The sequence below is a fragment of the Nocardia asiatica NBRC 100129 genome (assembly GCF_000308415.1).
Classification (GTDB): Bacteria; Actinomycetota; Actinomycetes; order Mycobacteriales; family Mycobacteriaceae; genus Nocardia; species Nocardia asiatica.
Genome location: NZ_BAFS01000231.1, coordinates 32934 through 48986, shown reverse-complemented (window position 1 = coordinate 48986; position 16053 = coordinate 32934). Strand labels below are relative to the sequence as shown.

The following is a 16053-nucleotide window of genomic DNA, read 5'->3' as shown; positions in this document are numbered from 1 at the left end:
CTGCACGCGGTCACCGTGCGCGACACGGTGAGTTTCCACGATGTGGGCAGGCGGTTCGACGCCGCGGGACAGCCGACCGACCCCGAGCTGCCCGTCGCCGCCGCCGATCAACTGCTCGGCCAGCTGGTCTGGTGGGGACGGGCGCTGCGCTCGGCCCGCGCCGAACACCCGTACGCCGCCTGACGGTTCGGGGTTCGGCTCGCGCGTTCAGGGGATCAGGCGGTCGTAGCCGTCGACGGTCAGCTCCGGAAAGGCCCTGGCCGGCGCGATGCTGGACCAGCCGCCGCCGAAGCCGACGTCGGCGGCCCGTGCGCCCGGCCGGGACAAGGGACGCTGATCTGTGAACCGGATCGATAGGGGACTCCGGATACGTCGGCCCGGTAGCGGGATACGGCGTACGCTGTGCGGCGACGAAAGGACTCCACGATGCGAAAAATGCTCGCGGCGTTGGTGATCGCCGGTTCGTTCACGGCAGGGGCGACGACGATCGCGCACGCGAACCCGCCGTCGCAGCCGCCGACTCCGCTGTGTCTGGTGGTCGGTGGAGCCATCTACCTGGTGCGCAACAGCATCGACCCGTACGGCCTGTCGCAGGATCCGCTCGCGGTCGCATTGCGCAACGCGCACCGGCAGGTTTGCGGCGGGTAGCCGAGCTACCTCAGGCGCTGCCACCGCTTCTTTCCCATCGCCGTGCGGGGCTGGGGATGGGCGTCACTCCAGCCCTGGCGGGCGGGGCCAAGGGTTGTCCTCTCTGTTCTCGACCGACTGGTTGAAGCGCGCGATGAGCCTGCTGAACTGGTCGACGTCGTCGTCGGTCCATTCCGCCACCACCGCGCCGATGCCCTGACGGCTCTGCTTGCGGTCGGAGGCCAGCAAGTCCAATCCCTTGGCGCTGGCGCGGATCTTGCGCGCGATACCGCCGTCCGGGTCGGGCACCCGGTCGACCAACCCCTGCTTGAGCATGGCGCCGACCTGACGGTTGATCGTGGAGATGTCCAATCGGAACGCCTCGGACAGCTCGCGCAGGCTCAGCGGGTGGTCCAGTTCCAGCCGGGTCAGGATCAGATACGCCGAGCGGTCGAGCCGGAAGCCAGGGCGCCGCAGCAGGGCGGCGGGGAAGTGCCTGGACAGCAGCGAGAGTTCGAAGGCGAGGCGGGTCAGCGCCGCGCTGTCGCCTGGGCCGGAATCGGACATGCCCCACTATGTCGCGCGCATCACGCCGAGATCAAATTGTGCACCATACACATGATATGTACCGTGCATATGTGACTGTAGCTGCCGACGCGTGCTCGACCGTTTCCGGTTCCGGCGATCGGCGCGGTCCCGCGCCGGCCCTGCTCATCGCGACGCTCGGCATGGTCGGTGTCGTCGTCTCGCTGATGCAGACGCTCGTCATTCCGATCATTCCGTCGCTGCCCACCCTGCTGCACACCTCGGCGTCCAACGCCTCCTGGGTGGTCACGGCCACGCTGCTGGCGGGCGCGGTGGCGACCCCGATCAGCGGACGGCTCGGCGACATGTTCGGCAAGCGCCGTGTCTTGTTCGTGAACCTGCTTCTGCTGGTGGCCGGTTCGGTGGTCTGCGCGTCGTTCTCCACGCTGTTGCCCGAGATCGTGGGCCGCTCCCTGCAAGGCGCGGCGGTCGGGGCCATCCCGCTGGGCATCAGCATCATGCGGGACGAATTGCCCGTCGAGCGGGTGGGTTCGGCGATGGCGATCATGAGCGCCACGCTCGGCGTCGGCGGCGCGATCGGCCTGCCGGTGGCGGCGGCCATCGCGCAGAACGCGGACTGGCACGTACTGTTCTGGACGTCCGCCGGGCTCGGAGTCGGCTGCGCCGCACTGGTCCTCCTGTTCGTGCCCGAGTCGCCGGTACGGACGCCCGCGCGGTTCGACTTCGGCGGCGCGATCGGGCTCTCGGCAGCCCTGCTCACGTTGCTCGTCGCGATCACCAAGGGCGCGGATTGGGGCTGGACCAGCGCGCCCATCCTGACCCTTTTCGCGGTTTCGGTGGTGGTGTTCCTCGGCTGGGGCGCTTTCGAGCTGCGGCAGCGCTCGCCGCTGGTGGACCTGCGGGTATCGGCACGCCCTCGGGTTCTGTTCACCAACGTCGCCTCGATCGCCGTGGGATTCTCGCTCTACGGCATGTCGCTGACCTTCCCCCAGTTGCTGATGGCGCCGGAGCAGACCGGATACGGCTTCGGACTGTCCATGGTCAGCGCGGGTCTGGCGCTGGCGCCGACCGGTTTCGTGATGATGCTGCTGTCCCCGGTGTCGGCGCGGCTGTCGGCGAGCCGGGGGCCGAAGGTCACCCTCGCCCTCGGGTCGGCGGTGATCGCTGTCGGTTACCTGTGCGCGGTGGTGCTGATGAACAGCGTCTGGCAGATCATGCTCGCCGCGGTGATCGTCGCGGGCGGCGTCGGCCTGGCGTACGCGGCGATGCCCGCGCTGATCATGGGCGCGGTGCCGATCACCGAGACCGCGGCGGCCAACGGCTTGAACTCGCTGATGCGCTCGATCGGCACGTCGACCTCGGCGGCGGTGATGAGCGTGGTGCTGGCCCACATGACCATAGAGTTCGGCCCGCACCTGCTGCCCTCGCGCGACGGGTTCCACACCACCTTCCTCATCGCGATGGCGGCGGCGCTGGCCGCGATCGGCCTGACCGCGCTGATCCCGATGCGCAAGACGGCCGACGCGGCGACCACCACCGGGCACGCCTGACGACCGGAGTACTGCTCACGGACTCGGGGCGCACCGCGAATCCTGGAGAACACTCCAGTTCAGGCGAGATGACGAGAGACCTCAGGATCCGGATTTCGTTCCTCGGACGCGCATTCACGCATCGGCGACCGCATCGGTGTACCGGCGGCCCAAGGTGCGGATATGGGCGACGAGTTCGGGCGGGCCGTCGACTCGGAAGTCCATCATCAGCATGGACAGGTAGATGGCGATCGTCTCCAACGCGTCTGCGCCCGTGTAGAGGACGCAGGTGTTCGCCTCCACTGCCTCGACCACGCCGACCGCGGGATTGATCCGGGCGATCACCGTCTCGGCGGGGGCGAGCACGGTGACCCGGGCCTGCACCTTCCACCCCGTGGTGGCGATGTGGCGCATGACGAACGCGACCAGATCGTCGTCGGGGAGTGCGCGGGCCGCGAAACGGCGGGAAGTCGCCTCGGCGCGAAGGACACCGGCCAGCGGAATGGCGCGCCAAGTGTGGTCTTCCAGGCTGTAGGCGACCAGGTACCAGCGGCGCTGCCAATTGATCAGCCGGTACGGCTCGATCTCGACGGAGGACCCGACTGCGGCTTCGGCGATCCGGACCGTCGCGCCGTCGCGGACGGCGCCGGCCAGGGTGGTGAGCACGACGGCGGGCACCGGGGCGTCCGGCTCCCGCGATCCGGTCGTGGCCGGGCCGATCGCCGTCGCTTCGCGCAGCGCGGAGACTTTGCGCTGCAGACGTTTCGGCAAGATCTGATCCAGCTTGCCCAAGGCTTTCGTGACGTGCTCGGCGATGTCCGAAATGCCGGTGGAACCGTCCTCGGCGAGCCCGACCGCGACCGCGACGGCCACCGCCTCGTCGTCGTCCAGCAGCAGGGGCGGCATGGTCGTGCCGCGGCCGAGCCGGTAGCCGCCGATCGCGCCGCGGGCGGCGTGCACCGGGTAGCCCAGCTCGCGCAGCCGCTGGATGTCGTGGCGCAGGGTGCGATCGGTGACGCCGAGTCGCTCGGCGAGTTCACGACCGGTGTATGCGCGGTCCTGCAGCAGCGCGAGCAACCGCAGCAGGCGCGTTGTGGTCGACGCCACTTTCCACTCCATTTCTTATTAGGAACAGAAATAGCCTAATGGCCGCATAGGCTGATGTCAGCAGCAAGTACGACTCGAAAGGCTCCGACATGAACGCCACCACCCCCGCCCTCCCGACCGTCTGGCGCGACGTGCTCACCGACTCCTACCGCGCGCTGGAGACCGTTGTCGCGGGCGTCGGCGCGGACCAGTGGCACCTGCCCACCCCGTGCTCGGAATGGGATGTCACGCAGGTGGTTCAGCACGCCGCGGGCGATCAGCTGGCCTTCGCCGAGTCCCTCGGGATCGGCGCCGGCCCGGCGTACAACCCCTTCGCGCCTTCCGGCGTGATCGAGGGAACCGCGTCGGAGCTGGTGCGCGAGGCGATCGAGCAGACCTCCGTCGCCTGGGCCACGGTCGACGACGCCACCGAGACGGTGCCGACGCCGCTGCCGCACGGCGCGCTCGCCACCCCGGTCGCCGCGGTGATGTGCGCGCTGGACGCCGCCGTGCACGCCTGGGACATCGCGGTCGCCACCGGCCAGCCCTCGCCGCTGACCGACGAACTCGCCACCCACCTGCTCGCCGCCGCCCGCGCCATCCACCCGGCGCCCGGTAGCGGCGAGGCGGCCGAGATCGTCGAACCGCTGCGCCAGTGGGGCGCGTACGCCGCGATCGTGGACGGCCCGGCCGACGGCACTGCCGTGGCGGACCTGCTGCGCTACCTGGGGCGTGACCCGCGCGCCTGAACGCCGGTGGCGGATCGCCGGGCGCCGACCTGATGCGGGGTCGGCGCCCGGCGATATGTCGGCAGCGCGGCAGGCCGACTGTGCTGCGTGGCGGGATATGTTCTTCGCTCGGCAGGTGTAGCGGACCGAATGTGCCGGGTGCCCCTGTATGCCCTCCGGCCGGGCCGGTCGGCGCTGCGCTCCGTGGCGTCGCGCGGGTCGAATCCGGCGATCACCTCGTGCAGCAGGTGGTGATCACGAATGTCAGTGCGGAAATCCGGTGTTGGTGGGGCGTTGCGGTGATGTGCGATATGCCGTTGCCGCAGGGCGGTGTCCAGCACCGTCCGGTCACACGGTCCGCCCTCGTCCCGCGACGACCCGCACGTGACCAGGCCGAAGCGCGACACCGTGCCGTAGGTCGGCTCGGTGCCGACGGTCGCGGGGCTGGCGGATGGGTCCGCCGGTGTCCGTGCCGATGACCAGCGGCGCCTGGGCCGCCACGCGGGACGAGGTTTCGGATCAACGCGCGGTGACGAAACCCTGGGCGACCATCCAGTCCCGCGCCACATCCGCGGGTTCACGTCCGTCCACGTCGACCTGCCGGTTGAGTTCGGTGATGACCTCGTTGGTGAGGCGCTGGGAGATCGGGGCCAGCACGGTGACGACCTGCGGATGCGCGTCGGCGAAACTTTTGCGCATCACCAGCGCGGCGTTGTACTTCGGGAAGAAACCGCGGTCATCCTGTAGCAGGACGAGATTCAGCGCCGGAATGCGTCCGTCGGTGGCGGCGACGGAGCCGAAGCGGCACTGTCTGCCGTCGGCGGTCGCCTGGTACACCAAGGCGTCCTGGACGATCTGCTTGCGCACTTTGCCCGCGTCGATCTCGTATTTGCGGGTCAGTCCCGGGAATCCGTCCTGGCGGACGTTGAATTCGGTACCGACGCAGAGGGATGCGGCGGCCGGGTCGGTTCCGACCAGCCCGGCGTAGTCCGAGAGTGTCCGCACGCCCGTCTCCTGCGCGGTGCGCGCGCTCATGACCAGCGCGTAGGTGTTGTTCATCGGCGCCATCGCCGCCCACACCATGCCGTGCTCGGCGAGGTCGGCGTCGCGCACGGCCTCGAACTGGCCGATCTCGTCGGGCACCGGCGTCTCGTTGCCGAGGTAGTTGATCCAGCCGGTGCCGGTGTAGTCGTAGGCGAGGTCTATCTGCCCGTGCAGCTGGGCGTCGCGCACGCTGTTGGAGCCCTGGATGTTGGTCAGGTCGCGCACGTCGGCGCCCGCCGCCGAGAGGGCGAACTCGATGAGATACCCGAGGATGTTCTGCTCGGTGAAGTCCTTGGAACCCACCGTGACGCGCACACCGTCGAGTTCGGGCACCGGTCCGATGCTGCCCGGACCCACCAGCAGCGGCACCGAGCCGCCGGATTGCAGCCCGCACGCGGCCAGCAGCGCCGCACCGAGTACGAGCGCGAACGCGCGCCGAGCCCGGGTCATTTCAGCCCCCTTGGCCCGAGGAACGCTTCGGCGAGCGCGCCGAGCCAGTCCACCAGCAGCGCCAGTGCCACCGCGAGCACCGCGCCGACCACCAGGGTGACGTTGTCGCGCAGCTTGTAGCCGGTGTCGATCAAGATGCCGAGACCGCCCGCGCTCACCAGGAACGACAGTGTCGCGGTGCCGACCGCGAGCACCAGCGACGTGCGCAGCCCGGCCAGGATGTAGGGCACCGCGAGCGGGAATTCGATGCGCCGCAGCACCGTCGCGGCCGACATCCCCTGACCGCGGCCCGCATCGATCAGCGTCCGGTCCACCTGCTGGTAGCCCAGGATCGTGTTGCGCAGCACCGGAAGCAGCGAGTAGAGCGCGATCGGCGCGACGCCGATCCAGAATCCGGTGGTGCGGGTGACCAGGTAGAACAGCACGATCAGGCCGATGGCCGGTGCGGCCGCCGCCATGTTCGCGACACCGACGAAAACCGGCGCCAGACGGCGGAATCCCGGCCGGGTGAGCAGGGTGCCGAGCGGGACGGCCACCGCGACGACGATCGACACCACGGTCGCGGTGATCAGCACGTGCTGCCAGGTGACGGTCGCGACGTTGCCCGCGTTCAGACTGGCCCGCTGGGTGACGGTGAGGTCGCGGGCGTAGGCCCACACCAGCACGCCCGCGGTGAGCGCGAACACCAGCGCGGGCTGGGCGACCAGCCGGACGTGTTCGGCTCTGCGCTGGGCGGCGGGTGACGCGACGGTGGTCATGGCGTGCCGTCCGTGGCGGCGCGGTCGGCGGCGTGCTCGGCGCGCAGCGCCGACAGGTGGCCGATCAGGGTGTCGATGGTGATCAGCCCGGCGTACTCGCCGCGCGTCCCGGTCACCACCGCGGTCGCGTTCTGCTGCGTCAGCAGTGCCTCGAGCGCGTCCTGCAAAGTCGATCGCAGCGACAGCGTCCCCGGCACCGGCGACCCGATCTCGCGCAGCGACCCGGCGTGTGCCAGCTGTTCGGCCGAAACCCACCGGCGTGGGCGGCGCTGAGCGTCCAGCACCAGCGCCCACGGCCGGGGTCGGTCGGCGAGCGCGGCGCGCAGCTGCTCGACCGGCTCCTGCTCGGTCGCGGTGGGGCAGTCGTCGAGTTCGACGTCCCGGACCCGGGTCAGCGTGAGCTGTTTGAGCGAGGCGTCCGCGCCGACGAAGCCGGCGACCGTCTCGTCGGCCGGGTCGGCCAGGATCGCCGCAGGCGTGTCGTACTGCAGGATGCTGGAACGGTCGCCCAGCACCGCGATGCGGTCACCGAGTTTGACCGCCTCGGTGAAATCGTGGGTGACGAAGACGATCGTCTTGCCGAGTTCGCCTTGCAGGCGCAGCAACTCGTCCTGCAACAGGCCCCGGGTGATCGGATCGACCGCGCCGAACGGCTCGTCCATCAGCAGTACGGGCGGGTCGGCCGCCAGCGCCCTGGCCACGCCGACCCGCTGCTGCTGTCCGCCGGAGAGCTGCCGGGGATAGCGGTCGCGGAAGGTGGCCGGGTCCAGGCCGACCAGCTCCAGCATCTCCTCGACCCGTGCCGCGATGCGCCGCCGGTCCCACCCGATCAGGCCGGGCACGGTCGCGACGTTCTGCGCGACGGTCAGGTGCGGGAACAGGCCCGCCTGCTGGATCGAGTAGCCGATGCCGCGGCGCAACCGGTCGGGATGCATCGTGGCCGCGTCGCGCCCGTCGATCGTGACGGTCCCCGAGGTGGGCTCGATCAACCGGTTGATCATCCGCATGGTGGTGGTCTTGCCGCAACCGGAGGGGCCGACCAGGACCACGATCTCACCGGCCGGGATGGTCAGCGAGACGCGGTCGACGGCCGGGTCGCGTTGACCCGGATAGTGTTTGGTCACCGAGTCGAGCACGATCTCGACGCCGGAGACGACCGATGCGGCCGCGCCGCCGCTGGTTTCGGTGTCAGTCACGAATTCCCCTCGAGGTGGTGAGCCGTCCGATCAGGACGTAGATCCCGTCGAGCGCGAGGGCGAGCACGACGACGAGGATCGTGCCGACCAGCGCCTGCGGCACCGCGTTCGGACTGCCGAGGCGAGCGAGTCCGGAGAAGATCAGATTGCCGAGCCCGGGACCTTTGGCGTAAGCGGCGAGCGCGAGTATTCCCATGATCAGCTGGGTGCTCACCCGCATTCCGGCCAGGATGGCGGGCCAGGCCAGCGGCAGCTCGATCCGGGCGAGTACGCGCAGCCGGTTCATCCCGACCCCGCGCGCCGCGTCGGTCACGGCGGGGTCCACCGAGGCGAGTCCGATGATGGTGTTGCGCATGATCGGTAGCAGCGCGTACACCACGAGCGCCGTGATCGTCGGTGCGACACCGAGTCCGAGCACCGGGATCAGCAGGCCGAGCAGCGCGAACGACGGCACGGTGAGCACCGCGCCGGCCAGCGCGGAGGCGATCGAGGAGCCGAACGGACTGCGGTAGACCAGAATCCCGATCAGTACCGAGACCACCGTGGCGAGCAGCACCGATTGCACCACGGCCGAGACGTGCAGGTAGGAGTCGACCAGCAACTGGTGCCGACGATGCACGATGAATGTCCACAGCGTGTCCAGGGCCGTACCTCCCCATCGGCTGGTCTCTCCCGCAGACTAGCGCGATTGCCCCGGCGCCGTAAACGATTTCGGCTCGTGGAGGGCGCCCCGTCGCGGGGGAAGCGAAACCGCCGTGCGGTGGAATTGGAACTGTTCGGCCGATTCGCGCGTTGCATCCCGCATACTCGAAAGTTCGCGGTAGGGAGGAGCCGGGAGATGACGGGACGAGAACCGAGGTCACGGTCCGGACGGTGGATCGCGCTGGTCTTGGTGGCGCTGGGTGTGGCTGCCGCCGCGGTGGCCGGGCTCTATACGTGGCAGGACCGCCGGGACGGTCTGGCGGTGGGGGAAGAGCGGCTCACCGAGTTCCCCGCTCTCGATCGGTCCGCGCTCGATCCGGCTCAGGCCGGGATCGTGGCGGTCGCCGAGCGTGAGTTCAGCGCGCCTGGAGCCGGCCCGAAATACGCCGAGGGTGTCGACGAGGCATGGTGCGCCGACTTCGTCAGCTGGGTGTTCCGTGAGGCGGGTGTGCCGCTTTCCAATCCGAATTCGGGCTCGTGGCGGATCCCCGGCGTGTACACGCTGCAGGAGTACTACGAGAGCAACGGGCGGTTCTCCCCGATCGGGTCGGGCTACGTCCCGCGCACGGGTGACGTCCTGCTGTACGGAGAGTCCAGCCCCTATGGTCAGCACACGAACATCGTCCTTCGGGCGGACGACGGCCGGGTCACCACCATCGGCGGCAACGAATTCGACGAGGTCCGCATCTACCGGTTCACCCTGGCCGACCTTCCCGGCGTGGTCGGTTTCGGGCGATTGTGAGATCGAACTCGGCGCGCCCGGACCCTCCGATATGCGGGTGAAACAGCGCGCCGGATAGTCCTACGATGGAGACGGCGGCGCCCGGCAGCGCCGCCGCCGGTCCCCGCCCTGCTTCCCCCTCATCGGCAGGACGGGGATCCCGGGCTGAGCAGCGCGTTCCACAGCCGGGCAAGATCGGTCGCGTACCGTGTCGGGTGTCCATCGAGAGGTGAGGGTTCAGGAACTACTGATGCATCCGATCGACGACGCTGGTAGTGCGCCTGTCTGGATCGACTACGCCGAGTTCGGTGAGCGTTTCGTCACGCACGCCGTGAACGCCGCGCGCATCGAGTCCGCCGTATCCGGCATGGCGGGCCGCGGCATGATCATCGGCCCGGTCTCGATCGGCCCCGCCGGGCTCGCCGGTTTCGTCGCCGAGGGCAAGGTCGGCACCCCGCGCGTCCTGCACAGCGGTCCGCGCGTGTCGTTCGCGGTCACCGTCCCGGTGTCGCTCACGCTGAAGGTGCTGCTCGGCGGCCGGAAGCTACGCCTGGAGGCGCGGGTCGAAATCGACCTCACGCTGCACGCCCGCACCGCCGAACCCGTGCTCGTCATCATCGACATCCCGCCGATCACCCAGCGCGACATCAGCTTCGTCCTGCGCGCCCAAGCGGTGGACTCGGCGTGGGAATGGCTGCTCGACCCGATCGCGGGCGTCGTGCAGCGGGAGGTCGCCTCCCGGGTCAACGCCATGCTGGCCGATCCGCACACCCGCCGCGGCCTGGTGTTCGACGTCGAGGCCATGGTCGCGGGAAAGCGCTCGGAGCACCGGGACAAGACCGCGTTCGACTGGATCGACTACGGGCGGTTCGGTCATCGTTTCTTCTCCCGCCTCGTGACGCGCGAGCGGGTGCTCGACGTAGTGGAGCGGTTGGCGGGGCGGCCGATCGAGGTCGGGCCGCTGCGGACCGGGCCGCGTGCCAGCGCCGTGGTGACCGTTCGCGGCGCGGTCCGCCTGCCGCGCTTGGTGGACCGGTCGGCCGACCTGGTCGCCTTCGACCTGATGTTGCCAGTGAGCTTGGACATCACGGTGGACGTGCTGAAAGCCAATCGCTATCGCGCCGACCTCGAGGTGCCGTTGGTGCTCACCGCCGGAGCCGCCGATCCGTTGCGCGTGGTGATCGACGTGCCGCCGCCGGACCCGGCCGACATCCGGATGGAGTTCACCGCGCACGGCGCGCGAGCAGCGGCTCTCGGCGCGCTCGCCGGGATAAGGAAACAGGTCGTGGCGCAGGTGGCGGCGGTGATCCGCAGGGAACTGGCCGACCCTGCGATGCGCACCATCGATGTGGCCGCGCGCATCGACGGCATCGCCTGAGCCGCGCACCGCCCCGTGCTTCTGTGGCGAATGTGAAACGTGTTTCTCCTGGGTCTAGCGGTTCCAATGTGAATGTGGTGAAATGAGTTCACGTTCGAGGCTCCCGGCGCACATCAGGTATGGGGAAGGTGCGCCGGGCACGCTGCCATCCAGGTCGGGTCGCGCGAAGGAGTCCACGATGCGTTCCAGCTCGGTATCCCGGCGTGATCTGTTCGCCTACGCGGCCGCCGCGGCCGTGGTCGGCGTGACCGCGACGGCGGCCGCGGCCTCCGCCCGGCCCTCGCTCGGCACGCTGATCGACTACTCGGGCGGCGTTCCCGCTGCCACGGCGATCCGCGACGCGGGACATCTCGGCGTGATCCGCTATGTCTCCGACCGACGACCCGGCGCCGAGTGGATGGCGGGCAAACCGCTGCGCTCCGCCGAAGTGGAGGATCTCAAGGCGGCGGGTCTCCAGATCGTCTCGTGCTACCAGTTCGGTAAGGGGCCGACCGCGGACTGGCGCGGCGGGCTGGAGGCGGGCAAGCGGCACGCCGAGCGCGGGCTCGCGCTGCACCGCGCCGCGGGCGGCCCCGACAACGTGCCCATCTACGCGTCCATCGACGACAACCCCTCCCCGGTCGACTTCGCCACCATGATCGCGCCGTACCTGCTGGGCTGGCAGTCGGTGCTCGGCAAGGAGAACACCGGCGTCTACGCGAACACCCCCACCATCGAACTCGCGCAAACCGCCGGACTGGCCTCTTGGTACTGGCAGCACAACTGGGGAACCCCGAAAGGTTTCGTGCACCCCACCGCCAACCTGCACCAGTTCGAGATCGACAAGCGAACCCTCGACGGGGTGGGGATCGATGTGAACAACGTGCTCACGCCCGAGTACGGGCAGTGGTGAAACGGAATCCCGTTCTGCGGACCGCGGCGCCCGCGTAGCCCAGCGTTATCCACGCGCCAGGGCTGTCCAGGCCGCGCCCAGCGAGGCGATCATGCCGCCCAGCTGTCCGAGACTGTGCCGACAGCGCAGAGTTCGAAGCAGATTCAGATCAGCTGCCACCACCGGCCCTGCTCCGGCAGCATGGCCGGTACTCCTGCGCCACCAGCGAGTCTCGGAGACCCTTCCTGTGACAGTGCTGGCGATATTCGCGACCGCGAGCGGAAGCGAGAGGGTCTCGCCCTGCCCGGTTGTCAGGTCATCGGTCCAGTGGCGTGAGCCTTCTGATCGCTGCGCGCGTCCTCCGCGAGTCGGTGAGTATCGCGGGACCCATTCCTACGCGCCCAGCGCACCCCAACCACGTCTTCCGAGCGAAGCGAGACCGAGCATCCGCCGTTCGCGGCCCGGCTCGCGTCCGAGCGGCCGCCGCGCACGCGACGCAGTCGCCAGCGGCGGCCGCTCGGACGCGAGCCACAAGGGGGCCGCGAACACCCAGCGCCGCAGGCGCTGGCAAATGTTACGTCTGGCAGTGGCTTATCGGGGCGACGCGCAAGTCGGGTTCGTCGTCCGGCACCACCCGCAGTGACGGGCGGCTGTCCGGCGCCTCGTGGTCGCCGAGCCAGGCGAACAGCGACCACCGGGACAGGCCGGAGAACGCGGAGCCGAGGCTGGCGAAGGAGAACGACGAGATTCCCGACCCGAACGAGCCCACCGATCCGATCGACAGCACCGATCCGACGCTGCCGATGGACAGGATGGAGTAGGCAGATCCGATGGACAGGATCGAGCCTTCCGAGCGGATCGACAGGATTGATCGGTGCGAGCGCCTGCTCCGGATCGAATGACCCGGCCGTGTCGAACACTGCGTGGATTTCGAGCAATCGGTGGTCGCCATAGTTAGCGGTCTACCACAGTCCGGACCGCTCATGTGGCGGGGCCGCGGATCTGTTCGAGGTCTCGCGGGAGAACGACGAAGGCGGCGATTCCAGTGGAATCGCCGCCTCCGGTCGGGGATCTCAGCTTACGGTGAAGAATCCGAGCGTCGGCAGGAACGAGCAGGTCCGGGGGGCGTCGTCACCGGACTTGGTGGTCAGCGAGCCGGAGACCACCGCGACGACGCGGCCGAAGCCCGTGTTCGCGATCGCGGACAGCGTGGCGGGGCCGTCGGGGTTGATCTTGGCCTCGTCGGTCAGCGGCTGGACGCCGGACTGTCGGGTGTCCAGGTTGAGCCACTGCACCGTCATGGGCGGGTTCTGCACCGGCGTCGGCGACTTGGTGCCGAGGGCGGTGAAGACGAAGCCGGTCTGACCCGCCTGCGGTCCCGGCGGCGGCAGCGTGGCCGGACCGGGCACGGCCAGCGCGGTGCCGACGGAGTCGGAGGTCGGGCCGATGCAGCCCTTGCCGATGGTGGGGTACAGGAACTGCGCGATCACCGGGCCGTCCTGCGGCACCTCGGGGCCACCGCCGCCGCTGCCGTCCAGGAAGGTGATGATCCGCTCGAGCGTGGATTTGATCTGCGGCGGCAGGTTCAAGGTGGCCAGCAGCGCGCGCGCCTGATCCAGGATGGCCGACTGCGGGCCCGCGATACCGGCTGGGCTCGCGATGTCCGCCGGGCCTGCGATGGCGCCGACGATGGCTGGGGCGAGCGCGGCCAGCGCGTCCACCGGAACACCCTCGGGGACCATGGGAACGCTGTACGTTGCCGCCGCGGGGGCGGTCGCGGGGGCCGCGATTGCTGTCGTCGGCGCGGCGAGCGTGGCACTCGCCGCGATGGCGAGTGCGGACAATGCGATCCGCGATCCTCGGGTGCGAAGCACTGGTCTGGCCGTCCTTACCTCGGGTACATCTGGGTTCGATTGCTAAAAGCCATCGTTTCGGGGTCACTCTAGGGACATTGCGGCTACGTGTACAGCCGCGTCGTCCGAAAGGCGCCGTGGACCGATCAGTGTCAGCAGAACATACCGCGCCCTCGTGTTACTGGTGTGAATGTTGATGTAAATGTTACGGGTGGTTCCAGGGGTGCGCCGACCGGATCCGCGCTGCGGTTAATCTAATCGGTGCCGTCCGCGCTGTCGCCGGAACATCCAAGTCCGGGCGTGCCGAAACGCCGCACCGCACCCGAGCCGAAAGCCTGCGATTTGAATCGTCACCTTCGATGGGCTGTGTCGATGCTCGGCTTGTCCGTGCTGGCCCGGCTGCTCTGGATGCTGTTGTCCCCGAACGGGATGAACCTGGTCGACCTGCACGTCTATGTCGGTGGGTCGGCCGCGCTGCTGACCGATCAGCTCTATGACTTCACCTATGCGGAGAAGACGCCGGACTTCCCGCTGCCCTTCACTTATCCGCCGTTCGCCGCGCTGGTGTTCTTTCCGCTGCACTATCTGCCGTTCACCGTGGTCGCGGTGGCTTGGTTGCTGGCCATCGCCGCGGCGCTGTACGCGGTGGTGCACATCAGTTTCGAGCTGATCTTCGGGGCGCAGCGGCTGCGCACGCCGCAGTGGCGAGCCGCGACCGTCGGCTGGACCGCGGTGGGACTGTGGCTGGAGCCGGTGCGAACCACGATGGACTACGGCCAGGTCAATGTGTTCCTGGTGCTCGGCGGGATGCTCGCGGTGCGCAGTTCGCGGTGGTGGGTCTCCGGCGGGCTGGTCGGGATCGTCGCGGGTATCAAGCTGACCCCCGCCATCACCGGACTGTATTTCGCGGCGCGCGGGCGCTGGGCCACGGTGGCGTGGTCGGCGGTGGTTTTCGGCGCGACGGTCGGCGTGAGTTTCCTGATCGCGCCGGTCGAGGCGCGCCGATATTTCGGCACGTTGCTCGGGGACGCCGATCGGATCGGCCCGGTCGGCTCGGTGTGGAACCAGTCGTTGCGCGGCACGCTGAGCCGCATCCTCGGATACGACGTGGAATCCGGCCCGTGGTGGCTCGCGGCGGTGGTCCTGGTCGCCGCGCTGGCGTTCTTCGCTTGGCGCGCGCTCGGCTCCGACGACCGGCTCGGCACGCTGATCGTCGTGCAGTTGTTCGGGCTGATGATCTCGCCGATCTCGTGGTCGCATCACTGGGTCTGGCTGCTGCCGACGGTGCTCTGGCTGATCTACGGGCCGCTGCGCCGGGCGTCCGGCGCGCGGATCATGGCCGGGTACTGGCTGGTGACCATGCTCGTCGGCGTGCCGTGGGTGCTGTCCTTCTTCCAGGATTCGATCTGGACCATTTCCCGCCCCGGCGTGCTGGCCTGGCTCGGCGCCGTCGACGTGCTCGGCGTCGTCGTCTTCTACCTCTGGGTGATCCGCTTCGGACCCCGGCACGCGAATACCGACCCGGACCAGGAAACTCGCGTAACCACCGAAGGACCTACGCGCGCCAGGTAAACGCCACCGCGACGAGACCCCGAGCTATCCGAGACCTCGCTGCGATAAAGGCGAAGAAATCCGGCTCCATGTTCGAACGCAACATCGCGGCCATAGGTTTCGAGCAGAGCGTGATCGAGCGTGCGCCGTTACCGAGCATGGCGTGCCTGTGCGCCGCGTCCCCGAGGGAGAAGCGAGCACCGCCGCCACCGGCGACGGTAGACCGAGGTGGTGCGATCACCACGCGACGCACCCAGCACACCCCAACCACGTCTTCCGAGCGAAGCGAGACCGAGCATCCGCCGTTCGCGGCCCGGCTCGCGTCCGAGCGGCCGCCGCGTCCGCGACGCAGTCGCCAGCGGCGGTCGCTCGGACGCGAGCCACAAGGGGGCCGCGAACACGCCGCGACGAAGTCGCGGCCAATCAACACAACCGATCTATTTCATGCGCCAGGGCGACGTCCAGTGCCGTGAGGCCGCCCGCGGAGTGGGTGGACAAACGGAAGGTGATCTTGCGCCAGCGGATGTCGATGTCCGGGTGGTGGTCGGCTTGTTCGGCGGCTTCGGCGACCCGGCGCACGAGGTCGATACCCGCGGGAAAAGTGGGCGCTTGGACGGTGCGGACCAGGTTGTCCCCTGATCGGGTCCAGTCCGGCAGTTCGGTGAGGGCCTCGGCGATCTCGGTATCGGAAAGCAGTGTCTGCTGGGCCATAACACTCCTTACTAGCGCCTCGGGCCGCCCCGGGAGAGGGGCGGCGGGGGTCAGGCTGCGCGCGCCTGCTTGAGTGCCTTCTTCAGATCCTTGCCGGTGACACCGGCTGCTTCGCACTTCTTCATCCGCATGATGACCACGGGGCACTTCAAGCAGCGCGTCTTCTTCCGACAGCACTTCTTCTTCGGTTTCAGGCTCGAAACCTTCTTTGCTTTGACCTTGCCCACGGCGGTTAGCTTACCCTAACTACAAAGCCTGAAACGCGGCGCGAAACGGACTGCCGGTAGGGTGTATCTGGCCGC

Annotated in this window: 17 protein-coding genes and 2 pseudogenes; 8 read left to right on the top strand and 11 right to left on the bottom strand. The window is 69.0% G+C overall.

Translation table 11 applies throughout. From position 1 onward, the window contains the following. A pseudogene (locus tag ON27_RS22795) lies at nt 1-183 on the top strand (NADPH-dependent FMN reductase); the annotation flags it as partial. Between the two features lie 243 nt (nt 184-426). Continuing rightward, the gene (locus ON27_RS22790; RefSeq protein ID WP_157227285.1) at nt 427-648 is read left to right on the top strand and encodes a hypothetical protein; all 222 of its coding nucleotides are present in this window, start codon (nt 427-429) and stop codon (nt 646-648) included. 63 nt (nt 649-711) lie between these two features. On the opposite strand, the gene ON27_RS22785 is transcribed toward ON27_RS22790, so the two are convergent. Further along, the gene (locus ON27_RS22785) at nt 712-1194 is read right to left on the bottom strand and encodes a MarR family winged helix-turn-helix transcriptional regulator (RefSeq protein WP_043731459.1); all 483 of its coding nucleotides are present in this window, start codon (nt 1192-1194) and stop codon (nt 712-714) included. A gap of 71 nt (nt 1195-1265) precedes the next feature. Here ON27_RS22785 and ON27_RS22780 point away from each other — a divergent pair, with 71 nt between their 5' ends. Next, the gene (locus ON27_RS22780; protein WP_245560058.1) at nt 1266-2723 is read left to right on the top strand and encodes an MFS transporter; all 1458 of its coding nucleotides are present in this window, start codon (nt 1266-1268) and stop codon (nt 2721-2723) included. Between the two features lie 114 nt (nt 2724-2837). On the opposite strand, the gene ON27_RS22775 is transcribed toward ON27_RS22780, so the two are convergent. Continuing rightward, a complete protein-coding gene (locus ON27_RS22775) occupies nt 2838-3809 on the bottom strand; it encodes a helix-turn-helix transcriptional regulator (RefSeq protein ID WP_043731499.1) in 972 nt (323 codons plus the stop codon). A gap of 89 nt (nt 3810-3898) precedes the next feature. Between ON27_RS22775 and ON27_RS22770 the strand changes: the two genes are divergently transcribed. Beyond that, entirely contained in the window at nt 3899-4537 is a 639-nt protein-coding gene (locus tag ON27_RS22770; RefSeq protein ID WP_043731456.1) for a TIGR03086 family metal-binding protein, read from the top strand. Between the two features lie 134 nt (nt 4538-4671). On the opposite strand, the pseudogene ON27_RS41450 reads toward ON27_RS22770, so the two are convergent. The 5 genes and pseudogenes from ON27_RS41450 to ON27_RS22750 form a co-directional block, all read right to left on the bottom strand. After that, a pseudogene (locus ON27_RS41450) lies at nt 4672-5008 on the bottom strand (amidase family protein); the annotation flags it as partial. A 27-nt stretch (nt 5009-5035) separates the two neighbouring features. Further along, the gene (locus tag ON27_RS22765; protein ID WP_043731453.1) at nt 5036-6010 is read right to left on the bottom strand and encodes a glycine betaine ABC transporter substrate-binding protein; all 975 of its coding nucleotides are present in this window, start codon (nt 6008-6010) and stop codon (nt 5036-5038) included. Beyond that, complete coding sequence (locus ON27_RS22760; protein WP_043731450.1) at nt 6007-6768, bottom strand: ABC transporter permease; 762 nt, start codon at nt 6766-6768, stop codon at nt 6007-6009. The genes ON27_RS22765 and ON27_RS22760 overlap by 4 nt, the downstream gene beginning before the upstream one ends. Beyond that, nucleotides 6765-7964 carry an ABC transporter ATP-binding protein gene (locus ON27_RS22755; RefSeq protein ID WP_043731448.1) on the bottom strand — a complete coding sequence of 400 codons (1200 nt, stop codon included), beginning with the start codon at nt 7962-7964 and terminating at the stop codon, nt 6765-6767. Before ON27_RS22755 ends, ON27_RS22760 begins: the two co-directional genes overlap by 4 nt. Continuing rightward, entirely contained in the window at nt 7957-8607 is a 651-nt protein-coding gene (locus ON27_RS22750) for an ABC transporter permease (protein ID WP_043731444.1), read from the bottom strand. The genes ON27_RS22755 and ON27_RS22750 overlap by 8 nt, the downstream gene beginning before the upstream one ends. Before the next feature lie 195 nt (nt 8608-8802). On the opposite strand from ON27_RS22750, the gene ON27_RS22745 reads away from it, so the two are divergent. The 3 genes from ON27_RS22745 (at nt 8803) to ON27_RS22735 (ending at nt 11657) form a co-directional block, all read left to right on the top strand. Further along, nucleotides 8803-9408 (top strand): CHAP domain-containing protein, encoded by a 606-nt coding sequence (locus ON27_RS22745; RefSeq protein WP_043731441.1) that lies wholly within the window; start codon nt 8803-8805, stop codon nt 9406-9408. Nucleotides 9409-9637: 229 nt separating this feature from the next. Further along, nucleotides 9638-10765 (top strand): hypothetical protein, encoded by a 1128-nt coding sequence (locus ON27_RS22740; protein ID WP_043731438.1) that lies wholly within the window; start codon nt 9638-9640, stop codon nt 10763-10765. A 178-nt stretch (nt 10766-10943) separates the two neighbouring features. Continuing rightward, on the top strand, nt 10944-11657 hold the full coding sequence (locus ON27_RS22735) for a DUF1906 domain-containing protein (RefSeq protein WP_043731434.1): 714 nt from the start codon (nt 10944-10946) through the stop codon (nt 11655-11657). A 553-nt stretch (nt 11658-12210) separates the two neighbouring features. Here ON27_RS22735 and ON27_RS22730 read toward each other — a convergent pair. Together ON27_RS22730 and ON27_RS22725 are read right to left on the bottom strand one after the other, a co-directional pair. Then, nucleotides 12211-12588 (bottom strand): hypothetical protein, encoded by a 378-nt coding sequence (locus ON27_RS22730; protein WP_051046899.1) that lies wholly within the window; start codon nt 12586-12588, stop codon nt 12211-12213. Between the two features lie 121 nt (nt 12589-12709). Continuing rightward, nucleotides 12710-13510 (bottom strand): Rv1157c family protein, encoded by an 801-nt coding sequence (locus tag ON27_RS22725; protein WP_043731431.1) that lies wholly within the window; start codon nt 13508-13510, stop codon nt 12710-12712. A 351-nt stretch (nt 13511-13861) separates the two neighbouring features. Here ON27_RS22725 and ON27_RS22720 point away from each other — a divergent pair, with 351 nt between their 5' ends. After that, nucleotides 13862-15061 (top strand): mannosyltransferase, encoded by a 1200-nt coding sequence (locus ON27_RS22720; RefSeq protein ID WP_083887743.1) that lies wholly within the window; start codon nt 13862-13864, stop codon nt 15059-15061. 402 nt (nt 15062-15463) lie between these two features. On the opposite strand, the gene ON27_RS22715 is transcribed toward ON27_RS22720, so the two are convergent. Together ON27_RS22715 and ON27_RS43950 are read right to left on the bottom strand one after the other, a co-directional pair. After that, the gene (locus ON27_RS22715) at nt 15464-15751 is read right to left on the bottom strand and encodes a 4a-hydroxytetrahydrobiopterin dehydratase (protein ID WP_043731428.1); all 288 of its coding nucleotides are present in this window, start codon (nt 15749-15751) and stop codon (nt 15464-15466) included. A 50-nt stretch (nt 15752-15801) separates the two neighbouring features. Continuing rightward, a complete protein-coding gene (locus ON27_RS43950) occupies nt 15802-15978 on the bottom strand; it encodes a hypothetical protein (RefSeq protein ID WP_085994939.1) in 177 nt (58 codons plus the stop codon). Nucleotides 15979-16053 lie beyond the last annotated feature (75 nt).

Bases quoted from the DNA above. Each gene is read 5' to 3' on its own strand.
- ON27_RS22790 (WP_157227285.1), top strand. From the start codon at position 427: ATGCGAAAAATGCTCGCGGCGTTGGTGATCGCCGGTTCGTTCACGGCA.
- ON27_RS22785 (WP_043731459.1), bottom strand. From the start codon at position 1,194: ATGTCCGATTCCGGCCCAGGCGACAGCGCGGCGCTGACCCGCCTCGCC.
- ON27_RS22770 (WP_043731456.1), top strand. From the start codon at position 3,899: ATGAACGCCACCACCCCCGCCCTCCCGACCGTCTGGCGCGACGTGCTC.
- ON27_RS22765 (WP_043731453.1), bottom strand. From the start codon at position 6,010: ATGACCCGGGCTCGGCGCGCGTTCGCGCTCGTACTCGGTGCGGCGCTG.
- ON27_RS22760 (WP_043731450.1), bottom strand. From the start codon at position 6,768: ATGACCACCGTCGCGTCACCCGCCGCCCAGCGCAGAGCCGAACACGTC.
- ON27_RS22745 (WP_043731441.1), top strand. From the start codon at position 8,803: ATGACGGGACGAGAACCGAGGTCACGGTCCGGACGGTGGATCGCGCTG.
- ON27_RS22740 (WP_043731438.1), top strand. From the start codon at position 9,638: ATGCATCCGATCGACGACGCTGGTAGTGCGCCTGTCTGGATCGACTAC.
- ON27_RS22735 (WP_043731434.1), top strand. From the start codon at position 10,944: ATGCGTTCCAGCTCGGTATCCCGGCGTGATCTGTTCGCCTACGCGGCC.
- ON27_RS22730 (WP_051046899.1), bottom strand. From the start codon at position 12,588: ATGGCGACCACCGATTGCTCGAAATCCACGCAGTGTTCGACACGGCCG.
- ON27_RS22720 (WP_083887743.1), top strand. From the start codon at position 13,862: ATGCTCGGCTTGTCCGTGCTGGCCCGGCTGCTCTGGATGCTGTTGTCC.
- ON27_RS22715 (WP_043731428.1), bottom strand. From the start codon at position 15,751: ATGGCCCAGCAGACACTGCTTTCCGATACCGAGATCGCCGAGGCCCTC.